The sequence below is a fragment of the Kribbella sindirgiensis genome (genome assembly GCF_004331435.1).
Taxonomy (GTDB): domain Bacteria; phylum Actinomycetota; class Actinomycetes; order Propionibacteriales; family Kribbellaceae; genus Kribbella; species Kribbella sindirgiensis.
On the sequence record NZ_SJKA01000008.1, the window covers coordinates 1 to 18,660 of the forward strand.

Genomic DNA, 18,660 nt, shown 5'->3' on the forward strand with positions numbered 1-18,660 from the left:
GACCCCGCAAACGCCTCGGCTACCACACCCCCCGCGAAATGTTCGCTAGCCTCCTCATCCAAGACCTAGACCGCGTTGCGACCACCCCCTGAATCTGCCCACACAACCCTCCCCAAGCCCGGTGGTGCACACCGAACGGGCAGAAGCGCTGAAGGCGTTCAAGAACCGGAGAGCTTGGCGCGAGAATGGCTCGGCACCAGTGACGGTCGGTGTGCCGAGAAGGCATCGACCCACCGCCCTACTCAACTAGGCTGTCACCCCACCGCGACGGTTTCGTCGTCCGGCTCCTCCGCTTCGGTCGTGTTCTTCTTGTCTCGCAGGAGCGCGAACGCCAGCACCGCGGACCCGAGGACTGCGACTGCGCTGACCACGAAGGTGCCCGACATCGCCTCCGCAAAGGCCGTCCGGGCGACTGCGGCCACTCCTGCGTCTCCGAGAGTGAAGGCTTCGCCGATCGAGCGGCGCGCGGCGGCCGGGGCCGACTCCGGCATGTTCGCGGTGAAGTTGTTCGCCAGCGCCGACCCGAGGATCGCGATCCCCAGCGCCGCACCCGCCTGCTGCACGGTGTCGTTCAGCGCCGATCCGACACCGGCGTGCTCGTGCGGCACCGCACCCATCAGCGCCGCGGTCGCCGCCGGCTGGGCCATCCCGGCGCCCGCGCCGAACACACCCAGCGCCAGTGCGACCATCCCGAACCCGTCGTCCGCGGACAGCGTCGACATCACCCAGAACCCGCCGGCCAGCACGACCAGCCCGGCAACGGTCATCGGCCGGTTCCCGATCTTCTGACCGAGCGTCGCCCCGACGCCGTTCACCAGGATGACCGCCACCGCCATCGGCGCCATCGCCAGACCGGCCTTCGTCGGCGAGAACCCGAGCACGAACTGCAGGTACTGCGTCAGCGCCAGGATCAGCCCGCCGTTCGCGATCTGCAGCAGCACCAGCGACAGGCTCCCGCCACTGAAGTTCCGGTCACGGAACAGCGCCAACGGCACCATCGGCACCGGCGTCCGCAGCTCCCACCCGACGAACAGCGTCAGCCCGGCGACAGCGACCGCCAGCATCGGCCACGACAGACCGTGCTCCGGCAGGTCGATGATCACCCAGACCAGCGCGACCAGTCCGACCATCGACAGCACTGCACCGATCGGGTCGGGCTTGCGCCACGGGCCCTTCGACTCCGGCATCAGGATGACCGCCGCGATGATCGCGATCACCGCGACCGGCACGTTGATCAAGAACACCGAACCCCACCAGAACTTCGCGATCAGCGCGCCGCCGAGCACCGGGCCGCCGATCAGCCCGACCATCAGCACCGAGCTCCAGATCGACATCGCCTTGCGGCGTTCGTCGTCGTCGAAGACCGTGATCAGCACCGACAGGGTGCTCGGCATCACCACCGCTCCCCCGACGCCCATCAGCACCCGTCCCGCGATCAGCATCTCCGGAGTCCCGGCGTACGTCGCCAGCAGGGACGCCGCACCGAAGATCGCGAGGCCGGTGATCATCACCTTCTTGCGCCCGTACCGGTCGGACAGGCTGCCGGCCGTCAGCAGCAGGCCGGCGAACACCAGGATGTAGCTCGCGACGATCCACTGGATCTCCTGCGCGCTCGCGCCGAGGTCCTCGGTCAGCACCGGGATCGCGACGTTCAGGACGCCGTTGTCCAGGACCAGCACCATCGTGCTCAGGCAGAGCACGATCAGAATCAGCCATCTGCGCGGATGCCGAGCGGTCATCGCGCACCTCCTCGAGTCGAATACTTGAACAGCGTTCAGCTTGCCTGAACAGTGTGCAATTACAACTGAACACCGGTCAAGTCCTGCACAGTGTTCAGTAATCGGCTAGGGTGATCCCCGACGAGGAGGTACGACGATGGCGAGCGAGGAGTACACGTCCGTCTGGATCCGGCCGAAGCGCGGCCGGCGCCGCGAGCAGCCCGCACTGACCCAGGAGCAGATCGTCGCGGAGGCGATCAAGCTGCTGGACGCCGACGGGCTGGAGGCGCTCACGATGCGCAAGCTCGGCGCCGCGCTCGGCGCGGTGGCGACCGCGGTCTACTGGCACGTCGCGAACAAGGACGAGCTGCTCGAGCTCGTCGTCGACGAGGTGTACGGCGAAGTCGAGGTGCCGGCGGTGGCGGATCCGTCCGCGTGGCGCCCGGCAGCCGAGGCCGCGGCGCGCAGCGTGCGCGCGATGATCGTCCGGCACCCGTGGGTGGCGCCGACGCTCGCCGACGTCGGCATGAACTATCTCGGGCCGAACCTGATGCGGATCTCCGACGACCTGCTCGGCACCTATCTCGCCGCCGGCTTCGAGCTGATCGAGGCGGACCAGGCCGCGAACACCGTGCTCGGCTACGTGATCGGTGTCGCGTCCGTCGAGGCCGCGACCATCACCAAGCTCAAGCGCACCGGGAAGGACATGGCCGCATGGCAGGCCGAAGTCTGGCCCGCGGCGGTCAAGGCCGCCGAGCCGTACCCGCACATGCGGGCGCTGTACGCCGCCAACAGCGACACCGACCTGGAAGCGGGCGGCGAGGACAACTTCAGCTACGGCCTGGCCAGGATCCTGGACGGCCTCGAAGCCCGCCTGTGACGCGGACCGGTTGCCCGAGGCGTGCTGCCTCGGGCAACCGGGCGATCAGCGGGTGATGGCGACCTCGGCGCCGCTCTTCGCGGACTCGTAGATCGCGGTCAGCATCCGGGCCATCTCCAGGCCCTGCTCGGCGGTCGCGTCGGCCGGGATCTCCCCGCGGCAGATCCGCAGGAAGTGGTCGATCTGGTTCGCGAACCCGATCCGGAAGTCGAACCCGAGCGAGTCGATCTGCGGCTGGACGTGCAGCAGCGTGTCGTGCCGCTCGGTGATCATCAGCAGCTCCGGCTCGATCTCCGCACCGCCCTTGTCACCGTGGATCCGGACGCTGATCTCGTTGCGCGCGTGCAGCGAGAAGGACGTCGCCACGTCGAGGACCGCCCCGCCCTCGAAGCGGATCTGCGCGGTCGCGAAGTCCTCGACCGTGTTCGGCCGCGCGGCCGACGCGGCCTTGTAGCGGGTCAGGTTCTGGATGTTGTCGCGGGCACCCAGCGGCGCGAACGTCGCACCGGACGCGGACACCGCCTTCGGCATCCCCATCAGGTACCAGCACAGGTCGATGATGTGAACGCCGAGGTCGATCAGCGGACCGCCGCCGGACAGCTCCACGTCCCCGAACCAGCCGCCGGGGTTGCCGGCCGTCCGCAGCAACGTGGCCCGTGCGGCGTAGATGTCACCGAACTCGCCCGCGTCCAGGAACCGCTTCGTGACCAGGGCGTTCGGTGCATACCGCCGTACGTACCCGATCTGCAGCGCCTTCCCGGTCTCCTCGACCGCCTTCACCAGTGCCTCGGCCTCCGGCACGGTCACGGTCATCGGCTTCTCGACCAGGACATCCTTGCCGGCCCGCAGCGCCGCCTCGGCGATCGGGGCGTGCAGCGTGTTCGGCACGCAGACGCTGACCGCGTCGACGTCCGGGTCCGAGAAGATCTCCTCGGCGGAGCCGGTCACCCGCGCCACGCCGAACTGCTCGCCACGGGCCTTCGCCCGCTCGAGGTCCACGTCGCACACGGCGACGAGCTCGGCCTGCGGGTTCAGCTGGTACGCCTTCAGGTGCTCGACGGCGATCGAGCCGAGGCCGATCACCGCAATCCGCGTCGTCATGTCACGCCACGCTTTCGTTCAGTCGGATGATGTTCGCCAGCGAACGCTCGATGGCCGCCAGCGGAGCCTCCATACCCTCGAACTCCAGGCTCACCGGTACGTCGGGTTTGGTCGCGACCAGTGCGAGCAGACCGGGTACGTCGACGTCGCCGTGCCCCGTGACCGTCCCGAGCAGGTAGTCGCCGGCCAGCGTCTTCAGCCAGCCGTCCCCGGCCGAGCGGCGGATGTGGAAGTCCTTGATGCCGATCGACGCGGCGACGTCGATCAGGCCCGCGGCCGTCTTGCCCGGCACCTCGCCGACGCACAGGCCGTTGCCGAGGTCGAGGGTGACCCGGAAGTTCGGGCGGTCCACGGCGTGCACGAGCCGGGCCAGCCGGTCGCTGCCGTTCATGAAGAAGCCGTGGTTCTCGATCGTCGACACGATGCCCAGGTCCGCGGCGTGGTCGGCGACCGCACGGCACCCCTCGACGACCTTTGCGAACGTCGACTCGAACTCGCCCGGGTCCTGCTCCCGCCACGCCCACGGCGCGACGTCGTGCCGGAAGATCCGCGCGCCGAACGCATGCGCGACGTCCAACTGCTTGCGCAGCCGGTCGATCTCGTTGGTGTCGGCGGTGCGCAGGTCACCGCTGACCAGGTAGTTCACGATCGGTACGCCGATCTCCTCGGCGTGCTTGGCGGTGTCGCGGACGACGTTCTCGTTCTCCAGGTAGTACTCACCGTCCATCGCGGCGACCTCGATGTGCCCGGCCGGGGAGGCCGCGACCCAGTCCAGGACCGCGATCAGGTCCATCTCGCCGCTCGTCATGAGCTGGCGGAAGCAGTACGAGCTGACTCCGAGCTTCACTTGGTGGTCCTCTCCACTTCGTGAGTGATGTGGGCCCACGGACTGGGATAGCCGTGGACGCCGTAGATAGCTGAGCTGCACCGGTCGAACGCGTTGCCGACCGCCCCGAGCACCACCGCCTCGCGCCCCAGCGCCGAGGCGACGAAGGGTGGGCGTTCGGGGAAGACCAATTCCTGCTCGACCGCTGCCGCGAGCGGACGGAGCAGCGCACCGCTGTCTTGCAAGGCCCCGCCGCGCACGACCACGACCTCGGGATCCACGACCAGGAGTACCGTCGCGATCCGGCCGGCGATCTGGGCGCAGAAGTCCTCGAGCTCCGCCTGCGCGTCGGCGTTACCGGCCGCGGCGGCGCTCAGCACCTCCGCGCTGGTCGGTCGTACGGACCAGACCAGCTGTCCGCGCTGGGCGTTGCGCGTCCAGCGCATGCCTCGTTGCGCACCGAGCTCACCCGCGAGCCGGTGGCGGCCCTGCCGGATGACTCCGTTGAGAACGATCGAGACTGAGAGGCGATGCCCAATCTGGAGATAGACGACATCGGAGTACCCACGGCCCGCGCCGCCGCGTTGCTCCGCCAGCGCCGCCAGCTTGATGTCGTTGTCCACGACGATCGGCTGCCCGAACTCCTTCGCCAGCAGCTCCGCGACCGGCAGCCCCACCAACTCCGGCATCGCCAAGCTGGCCCGCAACTGTCCGTCCGCCTCAACCACACCAGGAAGTCCAACCCCAACCGCCCGCAACCGCCCAAGGTCCAGCGAGGTGGCAGCGGCTTCGAGGGCTTGTGGGATCAGAGAGAGGTCGGCTCGCGTGTTGGGTGGTACTTCGGCGTAGCCGAGGCGGTGGCCGGAGAGGTCGCAGATGATTGCTCGCGCTCCGCGGGGGCCGAGGTCGACGCCTGCGACGAGGCCGGTCTCGCGGGCGAACCGGAACGCGCGAGCCGGCCGGCCAGGACCAGCAGAGGCCGGGCTGGCCGCCTCGACCAGCCCGGTCTCGAGGAGATCGTCGAGGACGGCATGCACCGTCGGCCGCGACAGGCCGGTGCCCTCGCTGATCACCCCGACCGTGCGCGCCTCGTCCGTCTCGGCCAGGAACCGCAGACACGCGACCTGATTCGCAGATCGCTCCGCCTGGGCGGCGCCGCGTGCAGTGTCCATCGACCCCAACCCATTATGGAACCGGCTTTAATAAAGACGGTAACAGAATGGATCGCCGAGTAGCAACGGCAATTGGCCAAGAGCAACTGACATCCCGCCGAGCCGACGCCGGCGATCGTGGTGAAGCCAGCAGTGTCGGGGTTATCCGGCTCTGGTGACTGATCCGTGGGTCATCGCCCCCAGTGGTATCCGGGCAGGTGCCGCGCATGGTGTGAAGCGGCGCGAAAGGGTGTGCGGGGAGGTGTGCGGGGAGGTGTTTGGGGAGGGTTTCCTGCCCGATCCGGGAAGTGTTCCTCCCCGAACCGGTTTGGGGTCCGGCCAGCTCACGCCGGGTGCCGTGCCATGCCGTGCCGTGAGGGGGCAGGGTCAGGGTGAGGGGATCGTGGCTGGTGGGAGGGTTCTGCCCCTGATAACGCCAGAACCCTCCACGGATCAGTCAGAAGAGCCGGTCCCCTCGCGTGCAGGGTTCTCCCTCGTGTACCAGTAGAGAACCCCCAACACGAAGGGATAACCCATCGTCTGCACGACGGGTGGCGGGCGATCAACGCTGCAGGATCGTTCGTTCGACGACGGTCCAGGTGGCGGTTGTCAGGAGGTAGAGGCCGGCGGCGAGGGGAACGAAGGCGGCCGTCAGAAGCGTGCCAAAGGGCAACAGTTGCGTGAACCGTCGGGACAACGTGGTCGCGGACGGATCCAGCTGACGTAGCTGGAGCCGGGCCGAGAACCACGCGACCACAGCGAGCAGGACCGCGATCACGACGTACGCCGGGGTGCCGGTGAGGATCGGCCAGTGGACGCCGAGTGGGGCGCCGAGGAGGTTGCCGCTGATCAGCTGGTTCGACTCCCCCGCCACCATGGTCCGCGAGAACAGCGTGTACATCAGCCAGAAGAACGGCAGTTGCGCGAGCGTCGGCAGGAAGCCGGCGAACAACGACGTACCGGACTCCGTCTGCAGTTTCGCGACTTCACGCTGCAGGCGCTCCGGGTTGCCGCGATGGCGTTCGGTCAGCTGCTTCAGCTGTGGCATCAACTCCGCGCGGGCCTTCAACCCGCGGTGCGCCCGCACGCTGAGCGGGACGAGAGACAGCCGTACGGCGAGGGTGCACAGCACGATCGCGATGACCGCGGCGTAGGCGCCGGCGAACGGTTCGAGAGCAGTGACGACGGACGTGAGCAAGTGATAGGCACCGGCGACCGGTGCCTCCAGAAAGGAAGGCACAGCAGAACTCCACGAGTGTGTAGGAACAGGTAGCGAGGTGGAGCGCTACTGTCCCGGTGCTCGTGGGCGTGGTCGACCGGCTGCGTCAGGATCGCGCAGCCGGAGGAACACGGTCTGCTCGGCGCGGTCCCGGACCGAGGTGGCCCGGGCGAGCAGCGGCGCGGCAGTGTGCACCGACCACCGCGCGGACGTCCGCGCGACGACCACCAGCGCCAACAGCAAGGCCGCCGCCGTCAGCACGGCGGCGGCCAGTGAAGCCGTGTCGAACACAGAGACCACCGACGCGAGAACGCCGGCGATCCACTGCGTCATGACAGTCCAGCCATCAGTCCAGGTAGTCCCGGAGGACCTGGGACCGCGACGGGTGCCGGAGCTTCGACATGGTCTTGGACTCGATCTGGCGGATCCGCTCACGGGTCACGCCGTACACCTTGCCGATCTCGTCGAGCGTCTTCGGCTGGCCGTCGGTGAGACCGAAGCGCATCGAGACCACGCCGGCCTCGCGCTCGGACAGCGTGTCGAGGACCGCGTGCAGCTGCTCCTGGAGCAGCGTGAACGAGACCGCCTCGGCCGGCACGATCGCCTCGGAGTCCTCGATCAGGTCACCGAACTCGGAGTCGCCGTCCTCACCGAGCGGCGTGTGCAGCGAGATCGGCTCGCGACCGTACTTCTGCACCTCGATGACCTTCTCCGGGGTCATGTCGAGCTCCTTGGCGAGCTCTTCCGGAGTGGGTTCGCGACCGAGGTCCTGCAGCATCTGCCGCTGGACGCGGGCCAGCTTGTTGATGACCTCGACCATGTGCACCGGGATCCGGATGGTGCGGGCCTGGTCGGCCATCGCGCGGGTGATCGCCTGCCGGATCCACCAGGTCGCGTACGTCGAGAACTTGTAGCCCTTGGTGTAGTCGAACTTCTCCACCGCGCGGATCAGACCGAGGTTGCCCTCCTGGATCAGGTCCAGGAACAGCATGCCGCGACCGGTGTAGCGCTTGGCCAACGACACCACCAGGCGCAGGTTGGCCTCGAGCAGGTGGTTCTTGGCGCGCCGGCCGTCCTCGGAGATCCACTCGTACTCGTCGCGGACCTTCTCCTTGAGCTTCGCGGCCTCGTCGGCGATCTGCTCCTCCGCGAACAGACCGGCCTCGATCCGCTTGGCGAGCTCGACCTCCTGCTCGGCGTTCAGCAGCGGGACCTTGCCGATCTGCTTCAGATAGTCCTTGACCGGGTCCGCGGTGGCCCCGGCGACCATCACCTGCTGCTCGGGCTCGTCGGTCTCGTCGGCCTCGGAGACGATGAAGCCCTGGTCCTCGGTGAGTTCCTTCTCCAGGCCCTTCACCGCTTCCGGCTGGAAGTCGGACTCGTCCACCTCGTCGAGCGCGCGCGGCTTCCCGGTCTTCGGGTCGATCGACAGACCCGCCTCGGACACTGCCTTCTTCGCCGGAGCCTTCTTGGCAGCGGCCTTCTTCGCGGGGATACCGTCCTCCTTGGTGCCGGCGGCCTTCACCGCCGCCTTCTTCGCGGCCGCCTTCTTGGCAGCGGGGTCGGTCACTCGGGCGCTGGTCCTCGGAGCCGTGCTACGGGCCGTGGCGGCCACGGTCCGGGCCGGCTCGGCGGGAAGATTCTCGGACGAGCTGGACGACACGAATTACCTCTCGTCTGACGCAGGGTTTGTACGACGGTACGGCTGATGGAACTGTGGGTGTTGCTGAGTCTTTGGGTGCTGCTGTTCGCGGCTGCTCGCTGGTCAGGCGGCGGCAACAGTCCATTGTAATCCGCGAACCAAGCCCAGGCGTCGCGCGACCCCCCGCAGACGTCATTTCCGGGGGGTCGCCGCCGTCGATCGTGTCACCCGTTGCGGGTCTGCCGCAGTGGCCGTGCCACCACCCGCTGCCGCACCATCTGCTGCTCCTGCTTGAACTGCCGCACCTTCACCAGCGACGCGACGTCGATGACGTCCGCGACCGACTTGAACGCGCCGTCCTCGCCGTACGGCTCGGAGGCCTCGCGCCAGCCGCGCGGCCGGACCTTCAACTGCTTGCCGAGCAGCGCGACGAAGATCTTCGCCTTCTGCGCGCCGAAGCCCGGCAGCGCCGACAGTCGCGCCAGCAGATCGTCCCCCGACTTCACGTCGGACCACAGGCCTGACGCGTTCCCTGCGTACTGGTCGTCCAGGTGCTTGGCCAACGTCTGGATCCGGGCCGCCATCGCGGTCGGGAACCGGTGCACGGCCGGCGGACCGGCCACCACCTCGACGAAGGCGTCCGGGTCGTAGTGCGCGACCGTCGCCGGGTCGAAGGGACCGATCATCCGCTTCGAGATCGCGACCGGGCCGGCGAACGCCCGCTCCATCGGAATCTGCTGGTCGAGCAGCATGCCGACCAGCAGGGCGAACGGATCTCTGCTCAACATCTCGTCGGCGTCGGGCTGCTGCGCGAGGCACAGCTTCCTGCTGCGTGTCGAAGTCATCAGTCCTCCCCTTCCTCGGCCTTCACGGCCAGCACCGGACACGGAGCATCGAGCAGCACCCGCTGCGCGTTGCTGCCGAGGATGAGCTTGCCGACCGGGGAACGGCGCCGCAGCCCGATCACGATGAACTCCGCGTGCACCTGCTCGGCGACGGCCACCAGGTCCTCCGCCGGGTCCAGGCCACGCACCAGTTGCCGCACCTCGTACGGCACACCGGTCGAGTCGAGCTGCTCCCGTACTTCCGTCAACGCGGCGTCACTCGCCTCAGCCTCGTCGCTGTCGAAGCTGCGCCCACCTCGGTGCGAGTTCACCACCACCAGCTTGGCGTCCCGCAGCGTTGCCTCCTCCGCTGCGCGCCGAAGGGCCGCACGGCCTTCCGCCTTCGGCACATAACCCACGACGATGGTCGTCATCGCCCTGCCTCACCTCCGGGTGTGTGTCGACCCGTCTCGAACGATACTGCTCCCGACCGCAGTCGGCATCCGCTGCATTTGCACCTGTTGTGTCGCACCGGTGACGGAGGGCTGCCGGTGCCCGGGTCCTACCCGCGGCGGGCCCGCCTAACCTTCCGGTGGCCACACCTTTGCAGGGCTGTCACCAAATGCGCCACCCCTGTAGTCCGGGTCGTTATCGAACTCGCCCGGAAACCGTCGATCCCGTTGCCTTGGGCAAGATCGAACGGGTTCCGCCAGAAGGACCGGGGTTCCGCGACCCGCTGTCCTACGTTGTCCTGCGTACACCGGCGTACGAACCGGTTCAGTCCACCGGCCATTCGTGCACCGGCGTGTTGTCGTGCATGTGGTCGCGGTACCGGCGGAGCATCCCGCGCAACGCGTCCTTTCGGCCGTGCGATCCCTTTGTATACAGGCGGTGGAACTCGTCGGCCTGCCACGACGCCCCGTTGCGGCCGGTCAGGCACCGCTGCTCGATGATCCCGAGCAGCCGGTCCCGTACGGCGACGTCCACGCCCCACGCGTCCAGACCCCGAACCGCCAACGGGAGCAGGCGTCTGAGCACCAGCTCGGTCGCGCGCGCCGTACCGACACCGGGCCAGAACACCTCCGCCTCGATGCCGTTGCGGGCCGCGTTGTGGAAGTTCTCCTCGGCGGCGCTGAACGACATCTGCGACCAGATCGGCCGTTCGTCGTCGGCCAGCGCCCGTACCAGCCCGAAGTAGAAGGCGCCGTTGGCGATCGTGTCGACCACCGTCGGGCCGGCCGGCAGGACGCGATTCTCCACGCGCAGATGCGGCTTCTCCCGGACAACGTCGTACACGGGCCGGTTCCAGCGGTAGATCGTCCCGTTGTGCAGCCGCAACTCCGAAAGGGCCGGCGTGTCACCGCGGTCCAGGACAGCGATCGGATCCTCGTCGGAGGTGACCGGCAGCAGCGCCGGGTAGTACCGCGAGTTCTCCTCGAAGAGGTCGAAGATCGAGGTGATCCATCGTTCACCGAACCAAACCCGCGGGCGGACGCCCTGCGTCTTCAGTTCGTGCGTGCGGGTGTCGGCGGCCTGTTCGAACAAGGCGATCCGGGTCTCGCGGAGCAGTTCCTTGCCGAACAGGAACGGCGAGTTCGCGCCGACCGCGAGCTGTACGCCGGAGATCGCCTGCGCGGCGTTCCAGTACCGCGGGAACGCCTCCGGTGTCACCTGGAGATGGAACTGCGTCGACGTACAGGCGGCCTCGGGGACGATGCTGTCCGCGGTGACCTGCAGCCGTTCGACGCCGTCGATGGAGATCTGCACGTCCTCGCCGCGGGCAGCGAAGATCTGGTCGTTGAGCAGCGCGTACCGCGGGTTGGTGCTGAGCGCGTCGCGGCGGATGTGCTCGGTCAGCAGCGTCGGCAGGATGCCGACCACGACCATCGACGAGCCGGTCCGGGACGCCTTGTCCTCGGCGGCGTTCAGGCTGTCCCGGATGTTCGACTCCATGGTGTCCAGACCGAGTCCGTCGATCTGTCCGGGCGGCACGTTGATCTCGATGTTGAACTGGCCGAGCTCGGTCTGGAACGCGTCGTCCTCGATCGCGCTCAGCACCTCGGAGTTCTTGAACGCCGGGTCGCACTTCTCGTCGACCAGGTTCAGCTCGATCTCGATCCCGGTCATCGGCCGCTCGGGCGCGAACCGGTTCTCGCGCAGCATCCGCGCGAAGGCGTCGAGGTTGCGGTGCACCTGTTCGCGGAACGCGGTCCGGTCCGCCCGGGTGAACTCGACCCGGTCGACTTCCTCACCCATCAGCGCCTCCCGTGGTGGCTCCTGTGCTCAGTGTGCCCGAACCTGCCGCCAGATGTGATCCCGAACCACTCCCAGTGCGTCGCCGCCACCCCTCTGCCACCCCTCTCCCACCCCGCGGCCTTGCCCGCGGCAACCTTCGACGCAGGCCGACTTTGAGAACCCACCAACCATTTCCCAGCGTGAAAAATGGTTGGTGGGTACTCAAAGTTGGCTGGGGTGGGTTGGAGGGTGGGGTTCGGTGGCGCGGATTGTCGGTGGGGGCGGGGAGACTGGGGTTGTGCGAGGGGATCCTTCGGTGCTGCACGTGGACCTGGACGCGTTCTTCGCGGCGGTCGAGCAGCGGGACAAGCCGTCACTGCGGGGCAAGCCCGTGGTCGTCGGCGGCATCGGCGTGCGCGGGGTCGTGTCGACCGCGTCGTACGAGGCCCGCAAGTACGGCGTACGGTCCGCGATGTCGACGGCCGAGGCGCGGTCCCGGTGCCCGCACGCGGCGTACCTGAGTCCGCGTTTCGAGGTGTACCGGAAGAGCAGCCAGGCGGTGATGGCGGAGATGCGGGCGCTGTCGCCGCTGGTCGAGCCGCTGTCACTGGACGAGGCGTTCATCGATCTGGCCGCGAGTGGGCTGACCGGGCTGACGGTCGAGGACGTGCAGGCGATCGCCGACGATCTGAAGGCGGCCATCTACAAGGTGTCCGGCGGACTGACCGCGTCGGTCGGCGCGGGGACGTCGAAGCTGATCGCGAAGATCGCCAGCGATCTCGACAAGCCGGACGGCGTGGTCGTCGTACCGGCCGGGACCGAGGCCGCGTTCCTCGCACCGATGCAGGTCACCGTGATCCCGGGCGTCGGCCCGGCGACCGCGCAGCGGCTGAGTATGGCCGGCGTCCGTACGGTCGCGGACCTGCAGCAGCTCGACGAGGACGAGTTGATCCGTCAGGTCGGGTCCGCGCACGGCACCAGCCTGCACCGACTCGCCGTGGCGGCCGACGACCGGCCGGTCGTGAGCGATCGGGAGACCAAGTCGGTCAGCGTCGAGGACACGTTCGAGACCGACATCATCGACCGCGCGCTGCTGACGGCGATCAGTGACCGGATGGCGCATCGCGTCGCCGAGCGTCTGCAGAAGGCGCAGCTGTCCGGCCGGACCGTGACGGTCAAGACGCGGATGCACGACTTCACCACGCACACCCGCTCGTCGACGCTGGCCGGCCCGACCGACGACGCGCGGGTGGTCGCACGGGTCGCACGCCGGCTGCTCGAGGAGAGCGACATCGGCGGCGGTATCCGGTTGCTCGGTGTAGGCGTCTCGTCACTGGCCGACTGGATCCAGGACGATCTGTTCACCGAAGGCGAGCACGCCGAGAACCCGATCGAGGTGGTCGAGCTGCCGGCCCGGCCGCGCGACCAGCTCGGGTTCCATCCCGGTCAGGATGTCGCTCACCCGGACTACGGCCGCGGCTGGGTCTGGGGCTCGGGACGCGGCCGCGTCACGGTCCGCTTCGAGACCGCGGACACCCCACCGGGCCCGGTCCGGACGTTCTCCGTCGACGATCCGGCCCTGACAAAAGTGCAGCACACCCCCGCGGATGCAGACGACGAACCCGAAACTGACCACAATGTCTCGAATGAATGAAGAACGGCGGGGGGTGTACCCGTTCTGTGCGCCGTGCACGGCGGGGTCGGAGGCGTGGCGGGCGGCCGAGACGGCGGGGCCGATGGGCAGCAGGTTCTACGGACACCGGAACGTGTGCGAGAACTGCGGGTCCTCGGTGCGGACGCTCTACAACACGGTGCTGTGGGTTCCGGTGTCGAAGGTCGGACGGTTCCGGATCATCCCGACCGGCGGACGCACGTACGTCGGCCGGAAGGTGGTCGATCAGCCGATGCAGGCCCTCGTACGGCGCGAGCCCGTGTCCGCGATCGCGGCGTACCCGGAGCTCGACGGCGCCCCGGCGTACAAGCAGGCCGAGGCGTACTGGGACGAGAGCGAGCCAGGGCAGGCGTTGCCGTTCTACCAGGCGGCGCTGGCCGAGCGGGAGCTGGTGCTGGCGGCCGACGACCCGGCGACGCTGCGGGTCCGGCTGCGGGTGGCCCAGGGTCTGCTGGCGACGAGGAACTACGGGCGGGCGATCGCCTGGTTCGAGTTGGTGACACCGCAGCTGGTCGACGTATTCGGGCCGCACCACGAGCTGACCCGGGCGGCGACCGAGGCGATCACCGGTGCGCGGTTGATGGTCGGCGGTCCGCGGTCGGAGGCTCAGTTGCTCGCGGACATCGTCGCGGCCGACGCGGTGGTGGACGACGCCGCGCAGCTGTTGCGTGATCGAGCCGCGCTCGGGAAGGCGTTGCTCGCGTGCGGCGACATCGCGGAGGCGGTCGAGGCGCTGACCCAGGTTGTCCGGGACGCCCCGCCTGGTCATCCGGACACGGCGATCTACCGCAAGGCACTGGTGGAGGCGTGCGGAGTCCTCGAGGCGCGAGGGAAGAAGCGCGACGTGCAGCTCGCCGCGGCCGCGCGCCGGCTGCTCAGCGGCGCAGACGCACCGACAAGCACGTGACACAGCCCTCAAGCTTCTCGAACTCGCTGATGTCGACCACGACCGGCCGATAACCCAGGCTCTCGAACAGCTCCGCCGACTTCGGCGCGGACGCCGCCATCAGCAGCCGATCGTCATCCAGCAGTACGACGTGCGCGCCCGCCTCCTCGGGGACCGAACGGAACGCGTCAAACGCAGCGGGGTCGTCGACGAGCGGCTCGTACCCGACGACAGTGCCGTCGGGTAGCGCGGTCACGGCCGACTTCAGATGCAGCACCTTCCGCACCGGCACCGCGTGGACGTCCACGCCAAGCGGTGCGAACCCGTCGCGCAGCTGCTGGATCCCGGCCGCGTTCGTCCGGCCGCCCTGGCCGACGTAGATCGTCGAGCCGATCTTCAGGACGTCGCCGCCGTCCAGCGTCCCGGGTTCGTCGATCCTGACGATCCGGTACCCCTGCGCGGCAACCGTCTCCTCGGCGGCCGCCGCCTCCGCGCGACGCTCGTCCGCGCCGGCCCGCGCGATCACCGCGAGGTCGCCGTACACGACCATCGTGTCCTCGACGAACACGCTGTCCGGGCACTCGTCGATCGGCGGTACCTCGACCGTGTGCCAGCCGGTGTCGTGCAGCGCGTCGACGTACCGCTGCCATTGGTCGAACGCCAGCGCGAGGTCGACCGGTGTGCGCTCGATGTGCGTGACCAGCCCTTCGGCGAGGCGCGGGCTCGGGCGGCGGATGAGGGCTGTGGGCATGGCCGCAGGGTATCCGGGTACCAGGCAGGGCATCCGAGAAAGGAGACGACGGATGCCGAAGATCCTTCCGGCAGCGGGTGGTGACGTGGTCGAGATCATCCTCGCCGACCACAGGTGGTTCGAGGAGGCACTGCGCGAACTGCGCAACGTCCGCAGCGATCGCGCCGCGGTGCTCGCCGACCTCGCGACCGTCCTGATCGCGCACGCCGAGGCCGAGGAGTCGAAGGTGTACCCGGCGCTGCGGCACAAGGACGCGATCGACGCCGACGAGGTCGAGCACTCCGAACACGAGCATGCCGAGGGCAACGACGCGCTGCTCGCCCTGATGGAGGTCGACGACACCGGCAGCGAGGAGTTCAGCGAGAAGCTGCACGAGCTGTCCGAGGCGCTCACGCACCACCTCGACGAGGAGGAGCGAGACGTCCTGAACCCGGCCCGGACAGACGTGGCCGAAGGTGTTCGCCGCAAGCTCGGCGACCTGTTCGCCGAAGAGCGCGCCCGCTTGATCGAGTCCGGCTGCGGGGACATCGCGAACGTCCGGAAGGTCGTCGCGGCCGAACAGCAGAACTAGGCTGCGCCTGTGCGCGAACTCACCGCCGTGGCCGGTCTCACGGTCCCACCCGATGTCGCCGAGCAGGTCTGGCCGTACGCACTCGGACGGTTCACCGAGTACGCCCGACTGAGAAAGTCAGCGTGAGACCTTCTTCGGCCGCCAGCACTTCGCCGTCGAAGAATCGCTTGGCCTCTGCCACGGACACTGAACGATCCGAGCCGGGCCAGAAATGGGTCAGCAACAACCTTGACGCACCCCGAGCGCCCTCGGCCGCTTCGGCGGCTGTCATCACGTAGCGGGGCTGGGTCTGCGGCGACGGGCCTTGCAGCGTCGCATCGGAGATGAAGAGATCCGTCCCGACGGCCAATCGCGACAGCTCGGGAGACGGTCCGCTGTCTCCCGTGTACGCGACCGACACCCCTGGCGCAGAGAGTCGCACGCCAAGATTCGTCTTGTAATGCGGCAGCTCCACAGTGAGCACCTCGAACGGCCCGATCCGCGTCGTCGACGCCAGGTCGTGTACGGCGAAGACGTCTGCCGGATCCGGGTGGGGTTCAAGTGCTCGCAGTACGTCGAGAACCCCCGGGGCGCAATGCAGCGGAACCGGTGGCGCGTCCGGCGCCTCGTAGTACCGCACGCGGGCGAGACCGCTCACGTCGACGCAGTGGTCCGGGTGCTGGTGGGTCACGACGACCGCGTCGACCTCGCCCGTCGGGCAGTGTTCGAGCAGTCGCGGGAGGGCGGCGTACCCGAGATCGAGCACGACCCGGAAACCGTCGTACTCGAGCAGGAAGCCCGCGCAGGCCCGACCGGCCTCGGGCCAGGCGCCGCACGAACCGAGGACGGTCAGCGCCCTCACACGAACGGCCGATCCGTCGGCACGATCGTCTTGCCGAGCGGCACCAGCGACACCGGGATCAGCTTGAAGTTCGCGACACCGAGCGGGATGCCGACGATCGTCAGGCACAGCGCGATGCCGGTGGTCAGATGGCCGAGCGCGAGCCACCAGCCCGCGACGACGATCCAGATGATGTTGCCGAGCAGCGCGCCGGCTCCGGCACTGCGCTTGTCCACGATGGTCCGCCCGAACGGCCACAGCGTGTACGCGGCGATCCGGAACGACGCGATCCCGAACGGGATCGTGACGATCAGCACGCAACAGATGATCCCGGCGACCGCGTAACCGACCGCCAGCCAGAACCCGGCCAGGACCAGCCAGATCAGGTTGAGGAGCGTCTTCATGTCCCCCAGCGTGCCACCTGACCGGCGTGTTCCCGCACCAACCGGGCGACAAGTCCGGGATCGTTCCGGGGCATCCAGTGGCCGCCCCTGATCACCTTGGTCGTGAGGTTCGGGGCCCAGCGTGCGATATCGGTCTGCAGCGGCGTCGTGACGAACGGGTCGGCATCCGGCGACACCGCGAGCACAGGTACGTCGGTACGCCGTTGCGCGGGTCGGAGGAGCCGTGGGACGACGTTCGCGCGGTACAGCTTGATGCCGTTCACGTAGTCGCCGAGAGAGCGGTTGTCGTCGGGCTCTTGCCGCTCGAGGCGGTTGAACGCGCGGTGCGCCCAGCCTTTGCGCCAACCGAGCTCCGGGAGCCAGGGCAGGTGGAAGTAGAAGATGTACCAGGAGTGCAACAGCTGTTTGAGCGCCGCGCGGGAGCCCTTTCTGAGGAAGTAACCGGCGTGATCGAGCGACGGGCCGGAGATGGACGTGAAGGACGCGATGCGCGGTTGCAGGTCGGGGGCAGTCACGAAGTGCCACGCCTGGATGGAGCCCCAGTCGTGGGCGAGCACGTGCACGGGTCGGTCGGGTGACACCTGGTCGATGACTGCGCGGAAGTCCTCCTGCAGGCGATCGAGCACGTACGCCGCGGTGCTCGCCGGGTGATCGGATGCGCCGGCACCGCGGACGTCGTACGCGACCACCTGGAACTCGTCGGCGAGTAGGTCGGCCACCGGTGCCCAGAGCGCAGCGTTGTCCGGATACCCGTGCACACAAACCAGCACCGGAGCAGCGCGGTTGTTGTAGGTGTAGACGGCGAGGGTGGTGCCGTCCTGGCTAGTAGCTGTCGACTTCGAGGGTGGCAAAGGTCATCCCCGCTTTCACCAGGCGCTCGCGCAGAGCGGGTCCCATCGCCGCGGCAGTCGTCGTCTGGCCGGCGGTCTCCGGCAGATCGTCGAGCGCCAGGCACAGAGCGCTCTCCCCGAGCATCTTCGCGGTCTCGTCGTACCCGGGGTCCCGGCCCGCGACCTCGGTGATCACCTGCTTGCCACCGCCCCGGCCGACGAACCGCACGTTGAACCACGACCGCGCCCGCTGTTCCGCGCTCGGGCCGTCACCGGGCTGGAGACGCTTCAGCAGCGCGTTCCGGATCGGCGGCACCTGGGCGCCCGCGACCAGCAGACCCACCCCGCCGATACCTGCGGCAACAGTCGGGAGACGCTTCATCGCGGCGTAGTGCGAGTACCGGAAGTCGGGCCCGTAGCGATCGAGCAGGCGGCCCGAGTACCCGACGATCTGTGGATCGATCGTCGGCAACGGAACCGCCCAGAACCCCTGCTGACGGTGGATCTTCCCCGGCACCGCCCGCGCCCGTCGGTCCGCCGGCCGGGGTTCGGCCGCACGCCGGGCGCGGTGCGCGTCCAGGTTCTGTTTCGGTCGCGAGAACGCGGTGATCGCAGTATGGAACGTTCCCTCGGACGGGCGGCCGCCGGCGCGCAGCAGTCCGTCCACCTGGATCGGCACGTTCTCCGGCAACTGCTCGACCGTGTACTGCACCCCCAGGTCGTACGGGATCGAGTCGAAGCCGCACGCGTGGATGATCCGGGCACCCGTCTGCGTCGCGCGCTCGTGGTACCGCACGTACATCCGGTCCAGGAACTCCGGCTCACCGGTCAGATCGAGGTACCCGGTCCCGGCCTCGGCGCAGGCCGCGACCAGCGGTTCGCCGTACTCGACGTACGGGCCGACCGTGGTGGCGACGACCTTCGTTGACTCGGCGAGCTCGCGCAGGGAGGTCGGGTCGGTGACGTCCGCGACGAGGATGTCCCGGCTGAACCGCTCCAGCTTCTGTTTGTTGCGTCCGGCAACGGCCCAGCGGAGGCCCTCGGGCGCGTTCTTCGCCAGGTACTCCGCCGTGAGCGCGCCCGTGAACCCGCTCGCTCCTAGCAGCACAACGTCGTACTCGCGGCTCATA

The 18,660-nt window shown here is 68.6% G+C and carries 19 protein-coding genes; 4 read left to right on the forward strand and 15 right to left on the reverse strand.

The features are described from left to right. Positions 1 to 254 precede the first annotated feature (254 nt). Entirely contained in the window at positions 255 to 1,739 is a 1,485-nt protein-coding gene (locus E0H50_RS23320) for an MFS transporter (RefSeq protein WP_131292062.1), read from the reverse strand. A gap of 136 nt (positions 1,740 to 1,875) precedes the next feature. On the opposite strand from E0H50_RS23320, the gene E0H50_RS23325 reads away from it, so the two are divergent. Then, a complete protein-coding gene (locus tag E0H50_RS23325; protein WP_131292064.1) occupies positions 1,876 to 2,598 on the forward strand; it encodes a TetR/AcrR family transcriptional regulator in 723 nt (240 codons plus the stop codon). Between the two features lie 45 nt (positions 2,599 to 2,643). Here the strand turns inward: E0H50_RS23325 and E0H50_RS23330 are convergent, their stop codons facing one another. The 9 genes from E0H50_RS23330 to E0H50_RS23370 form a co-directional block, all read right to left on the reverse strand. Next, positions 2,644 to 3,699 carry a Gfo/Idh/MocA family protein gene (locus E0H50_RS23330; RefSeq protein ID WP_131292066.1) on the reverse strand — a complete coding sequence of 352 codons (1,056 nt, stop codon included), beginning with the start codon at positions 3,697 to 3,699 and terminating at the stop codon, positions 2,644 to 2,646. Between the two features lies 1 nt (position 3,700). Beyond that, a complete protein-coding gene (locus E0H50_RS23335) occupies positions 3,701 to 4,546 on the reverse strand; it encodes a sugar phosphate isomerase/epimerase family protein (RefSeq protein WP_131292068.1) in 846 nt (281 codons plus the stop codon). After that, positions 4,543 to 5,697, reverse strand: coding sequence for an ROK family transcriptional regulator (locus E0H50_RS23340; protein ID WP_131292070.1), 1,155 nt, complete (start codon positions 5,695 to 5,697; stop codon positions 4,543 to 4,545). The genes E0H50_RS23335 and E0H50_RS23340 overlap by 4 nt, the downstream gene beginning before the upstream one ends. A gap of 541 nt (positions 5,698 to 6,238) precedes the next feature. Next, positions 6,239 to 6,916 carry a YidC/Oxa1 family membrane protein insertase gene (locus E0H50_RS23345; protein WP_131292072.1) on the reverse strand — a complete coding sequence of 226 codons (678 nt, stop codon included), beginning with the start codon at positions 6,914 to 6,916 and terminating at the stop codon, positions 6,239 to 6,241. Positions 6,917 to 6,961: 45 nt separating this feature from the next. After that, the gene (locus E0H50_RS23350) at positions 6,962 to 7,228 is read right to left on the reverse strand and encodes a DUF6412 domain-containing protein (RefSeq protein ID WP_131292074.1); all 267 of its coding nucleotides are present in this window, start codon (positions 7,226 to 7,228) and stop codon (positions 6,962 to 6,964) included. A 13-nt stretch (positions 7,229 to 7,241) separates the two neighbouring features. Beyond that, positions 7,242 to 8,558 (reverse strand): RNA polymerase sigma factor, encoded by a 1,317-nt coding sequence (locus E0H50_RS23355; protein WP_131292075.1) that lies wholly within the window; start codon positions 8,556 to 8,558, stop codon positions 7,242 to 7,244. A gap of 203 nt (positions 8,559 to 8,761) precedes the next feature. After that, positions 8,762 to 9,382: an HhH-GPD-type base excision DNA repair protein gene (locus tag E0H50_RS23360; RefSeq protein WP_131292077.1), complete on the reverse strand. Its 621-nt coding sequence runs from the start codon at positions 9,380 to 9,382 to the stop codon at positions 8,762 to 8,764. Beyond that, entirely contained in the window at positions 9,382 to 9,795 is a 414-nt protein-coding gene (locus tag E0H50_RS23365) for a universal stress protein (RefSeq protein WP_131292079.1), read from the reverse strand. Before E0H50_RS23365 ends, E0H50_RS23360 begins: the two co-directional genes overlap by 1 nt. Before the next feature lie 343 nt (positions 9,796 to 10,138). Next, a complete protein-coding gene (locus E0H50_RS23370) occupies positions 10,139 to 11,617 on the reverse strand; it encodes a glutamate-cysteine ligase family protein (RefSeq protein ID WP_131292081.1) in 1,479 nt (492 codons plus the stop codon). 277 nt (positions 11,618 to 11,894) lie between these two features. Here E0H50_RS23370 and E0H50_RS23375 point away from each other — a divergent pair, with 277 nt between their 5' ends. Then, positions 11,895 to 13,250 (forward strand): DNA polymerase IV, encoded by a 1,356-nt coding sequence (locus tag E0H50_RS23375; RefSeq protein WP_131292083.1) that lies wholly within the window; start codon positions 11,895 to 11,897, stop codon positions 13,248 to 13,250. After that, positions 13,243 to 14,175, forward strand: coding sequence for a tetratricopeptide repeat protein (locus E0H50_RS23380; protein WP_131292085.1), 933 nt, complete (start codon positions 13,243 to 13,245; stop codon positions 14,173 to 14,175). The genes E0H50_RS23375 and E0H50_RS23380 overlap by 8 nt, the downstream gene beginning before the upstream one ends. Here the strand turns inward: E0H50_RS23380 and ddaH are convergent. After that, positions 14,144 to 14,905: a dimethylargininase gene (gene ddaH / locus E0H50_RS23385; protein ID WP_131292086.1), complete on the reverse strand. Its 762-nt coding sequence runs from the start codon at positions 14,903 to 14,905 to the stop codon at positions 14,144 to 14,146. The two genes, E0H50_RS23380 and ddaH, sit on opposite strands and share 32 nt — an antisense overlap. Before the next feature lie 52 nt (positions 14,906 to 14,957). Here ddaH and E0H50_RS23390 point away from each other — a divergent pair, with 52 nt between their 5' ends. Next, positions 14,958 to 15,476 (forward strand): hemerythrin domain-containing protein, encoded by a 519-nt coding sequence (locus E0H50_RS23390; RefSeq protein WP_131292088.1) that lies wholly within the window; start codon positions 14,958 to 14,960, stop codon positions 15,474 to 15,476. A gap of 91 nt (positions 15,477 to 15,567) precedes the next feature. Here the strand turns inward: E0H50_RS23390 and E0H50_RS23395 are convergent, their stop codons facing one another. The 4 genes from E0H50_RS23395 to E0H50_RS23410 are packed head-to-tail and all read right to left on the reverse strand — an operon-like array spanning position 15,568 to position 18,659. Then, on the reverse strand, positions 15,568 to 16,317 hold the full coding sequence (locus E0H50_RS23395; RefSeq protein ID WP_131292090.1) for an MBL fold metallo-hydrolase: 750 nt from the start codon (positions 16,315 to 16,317) through the stop codon (positions 15,568 to 15,570). Further along, a complete protein-coding gene (locus E0H50_RS23400) occupies positions 16,314 to 16,700 on the reverse strand; it encodes a YccF domain-containing protein (RefSeq protein ID WP_131292092.1) in 387 nt (128 codons plus the stop codon). Before E0H50_RS23400 ends, E0H50_RS23395 begins: the two co-directional genes overlap by 4 nt. After that, complete coding sequence (locus E0H50_RS23405; protein WP_131292093.1) at positions 16,697 to 17,551, reverse strand: alpha/beta fold hydrolase; 855 nt, start codon at positions 17,549 to 17,551, stop codon at positions 16,697 to 16,699. Before E0H50_RS23405 ends, E0H50_RS23400 begins: the two co-directional genes overlap by 4 nt. Further along, positions 17,523 to 18,659 carry a saccharopine dehydrogenase family protein gene (locus E0H50_RS23410; protein WP_131292095.1) on the reverse strand — a complete coding sequence of 379 codons (1,137 nt, stop codon included), beginning with the start codon at positions 18,657 to 18,659 and terminating at the stop codon, positions 17,523 to 17,525. Before E0H50_RS23410 ends, E0H50_RS23405 begins: the two co-directional genes overlap by 29 nt. Between the last annotated feature and the right edge of the window lies 1 nt (position 18,660).

Bases quoted from the DNA above. Each gene is read 5' to 3' on its own strand.
- E0H50_RS23390 (WP_131292088.1), top strand. From the start codon at position 14,958: ATGCCGAAGATCCTTCCGGCAGCGGGTGGTGACGTGGTCGAGATCATC.
- E0H50_RS23340 (WP_131292070.1), bottom strand. From the start codon at position 5,697: ATGGACACTGCACGCGGCGCCGCCCAGGCGGAGCGATCTGCGAATCAG.
- E0H50_RS23330 (WP_131292066.1), bottom strand. From the start codon at position 3,699: ATGACGACGCGGATTGCGGTGATCGGCCTCGGCTCGATCGCCGTCGAG.
- E0H50_RS23325 (WP_131292064.1), top strand. From the start codon at position 1,876: ATGGCGAGCGAGGAGTACACGTCCGTCTGGATCCGGCCGAAGCGCGGC.
- E0H50_RS23370 (WP_131292081.1), bottom strand. From the start codon at position 11,617: ATGGGTGAGGAAGTCGACCGGGTCGAGTTCACCCGGGCGGACCGGACC.
- E0H50_RS23380 (WP_131292085.1), top strand. From the start codon at position 13,243: ATGAATGAAGAACGGCGGGGGGTGTACCCGTTCTGTGCGCCGTGCACG.
- E0H50_RS23360 (WP_131292077.1), bottom strand. From the start codon at position 9,382: ATGACTTCGACACGCAGCAGGAAGCTGTGCCTCGCGCAGCAGCCCGAC.
- ddaH (WP_131292086.1), bottom strand. From the start codon at position 14,905: ATGCCCACAGCCCTCATCCGCCGCCCGAGCCCGCGCCTCGCCGAAGGG.
- E0H50_RS23400 (WP_131292092.1), bottom strand. From the start codon at position 16,700: ATGAAGACGCTCCTCAACCTGATCTGGCTGGTCCTGGCCGGGTTCTGG.
- E0H50_RS23350 (WP_131292074.1), bottom strand. From the start codon at position 7,228: ATGACGCAGTGGATCGCCGGCGTTCTCGCGTCGGTGGTCTCTGTGTTC.
- E0H50_RS23410 (WP_131292095.1), bottom strand. From the start codon at position 18,659: ATGAGCCGCGAGTACGACGTTGTGCTGCTAGGAGCGAGCGGGTTCACG.
- E0H50_RS23320 (WP_131292062.1), bottom strand. From the start codon at position 1,739: ATGACCGCTCGGCATCCGCGCAGATGGCTGATTCTGATCGTGCTCTGC.
- E0H50_RS23365 (WP_131292079.1), bottom strand. From the start codon at position 9,795: ATGACGACCATCGTCGTGGGTTATGTGCCGAAGGCGGAAGGCCGTGCG.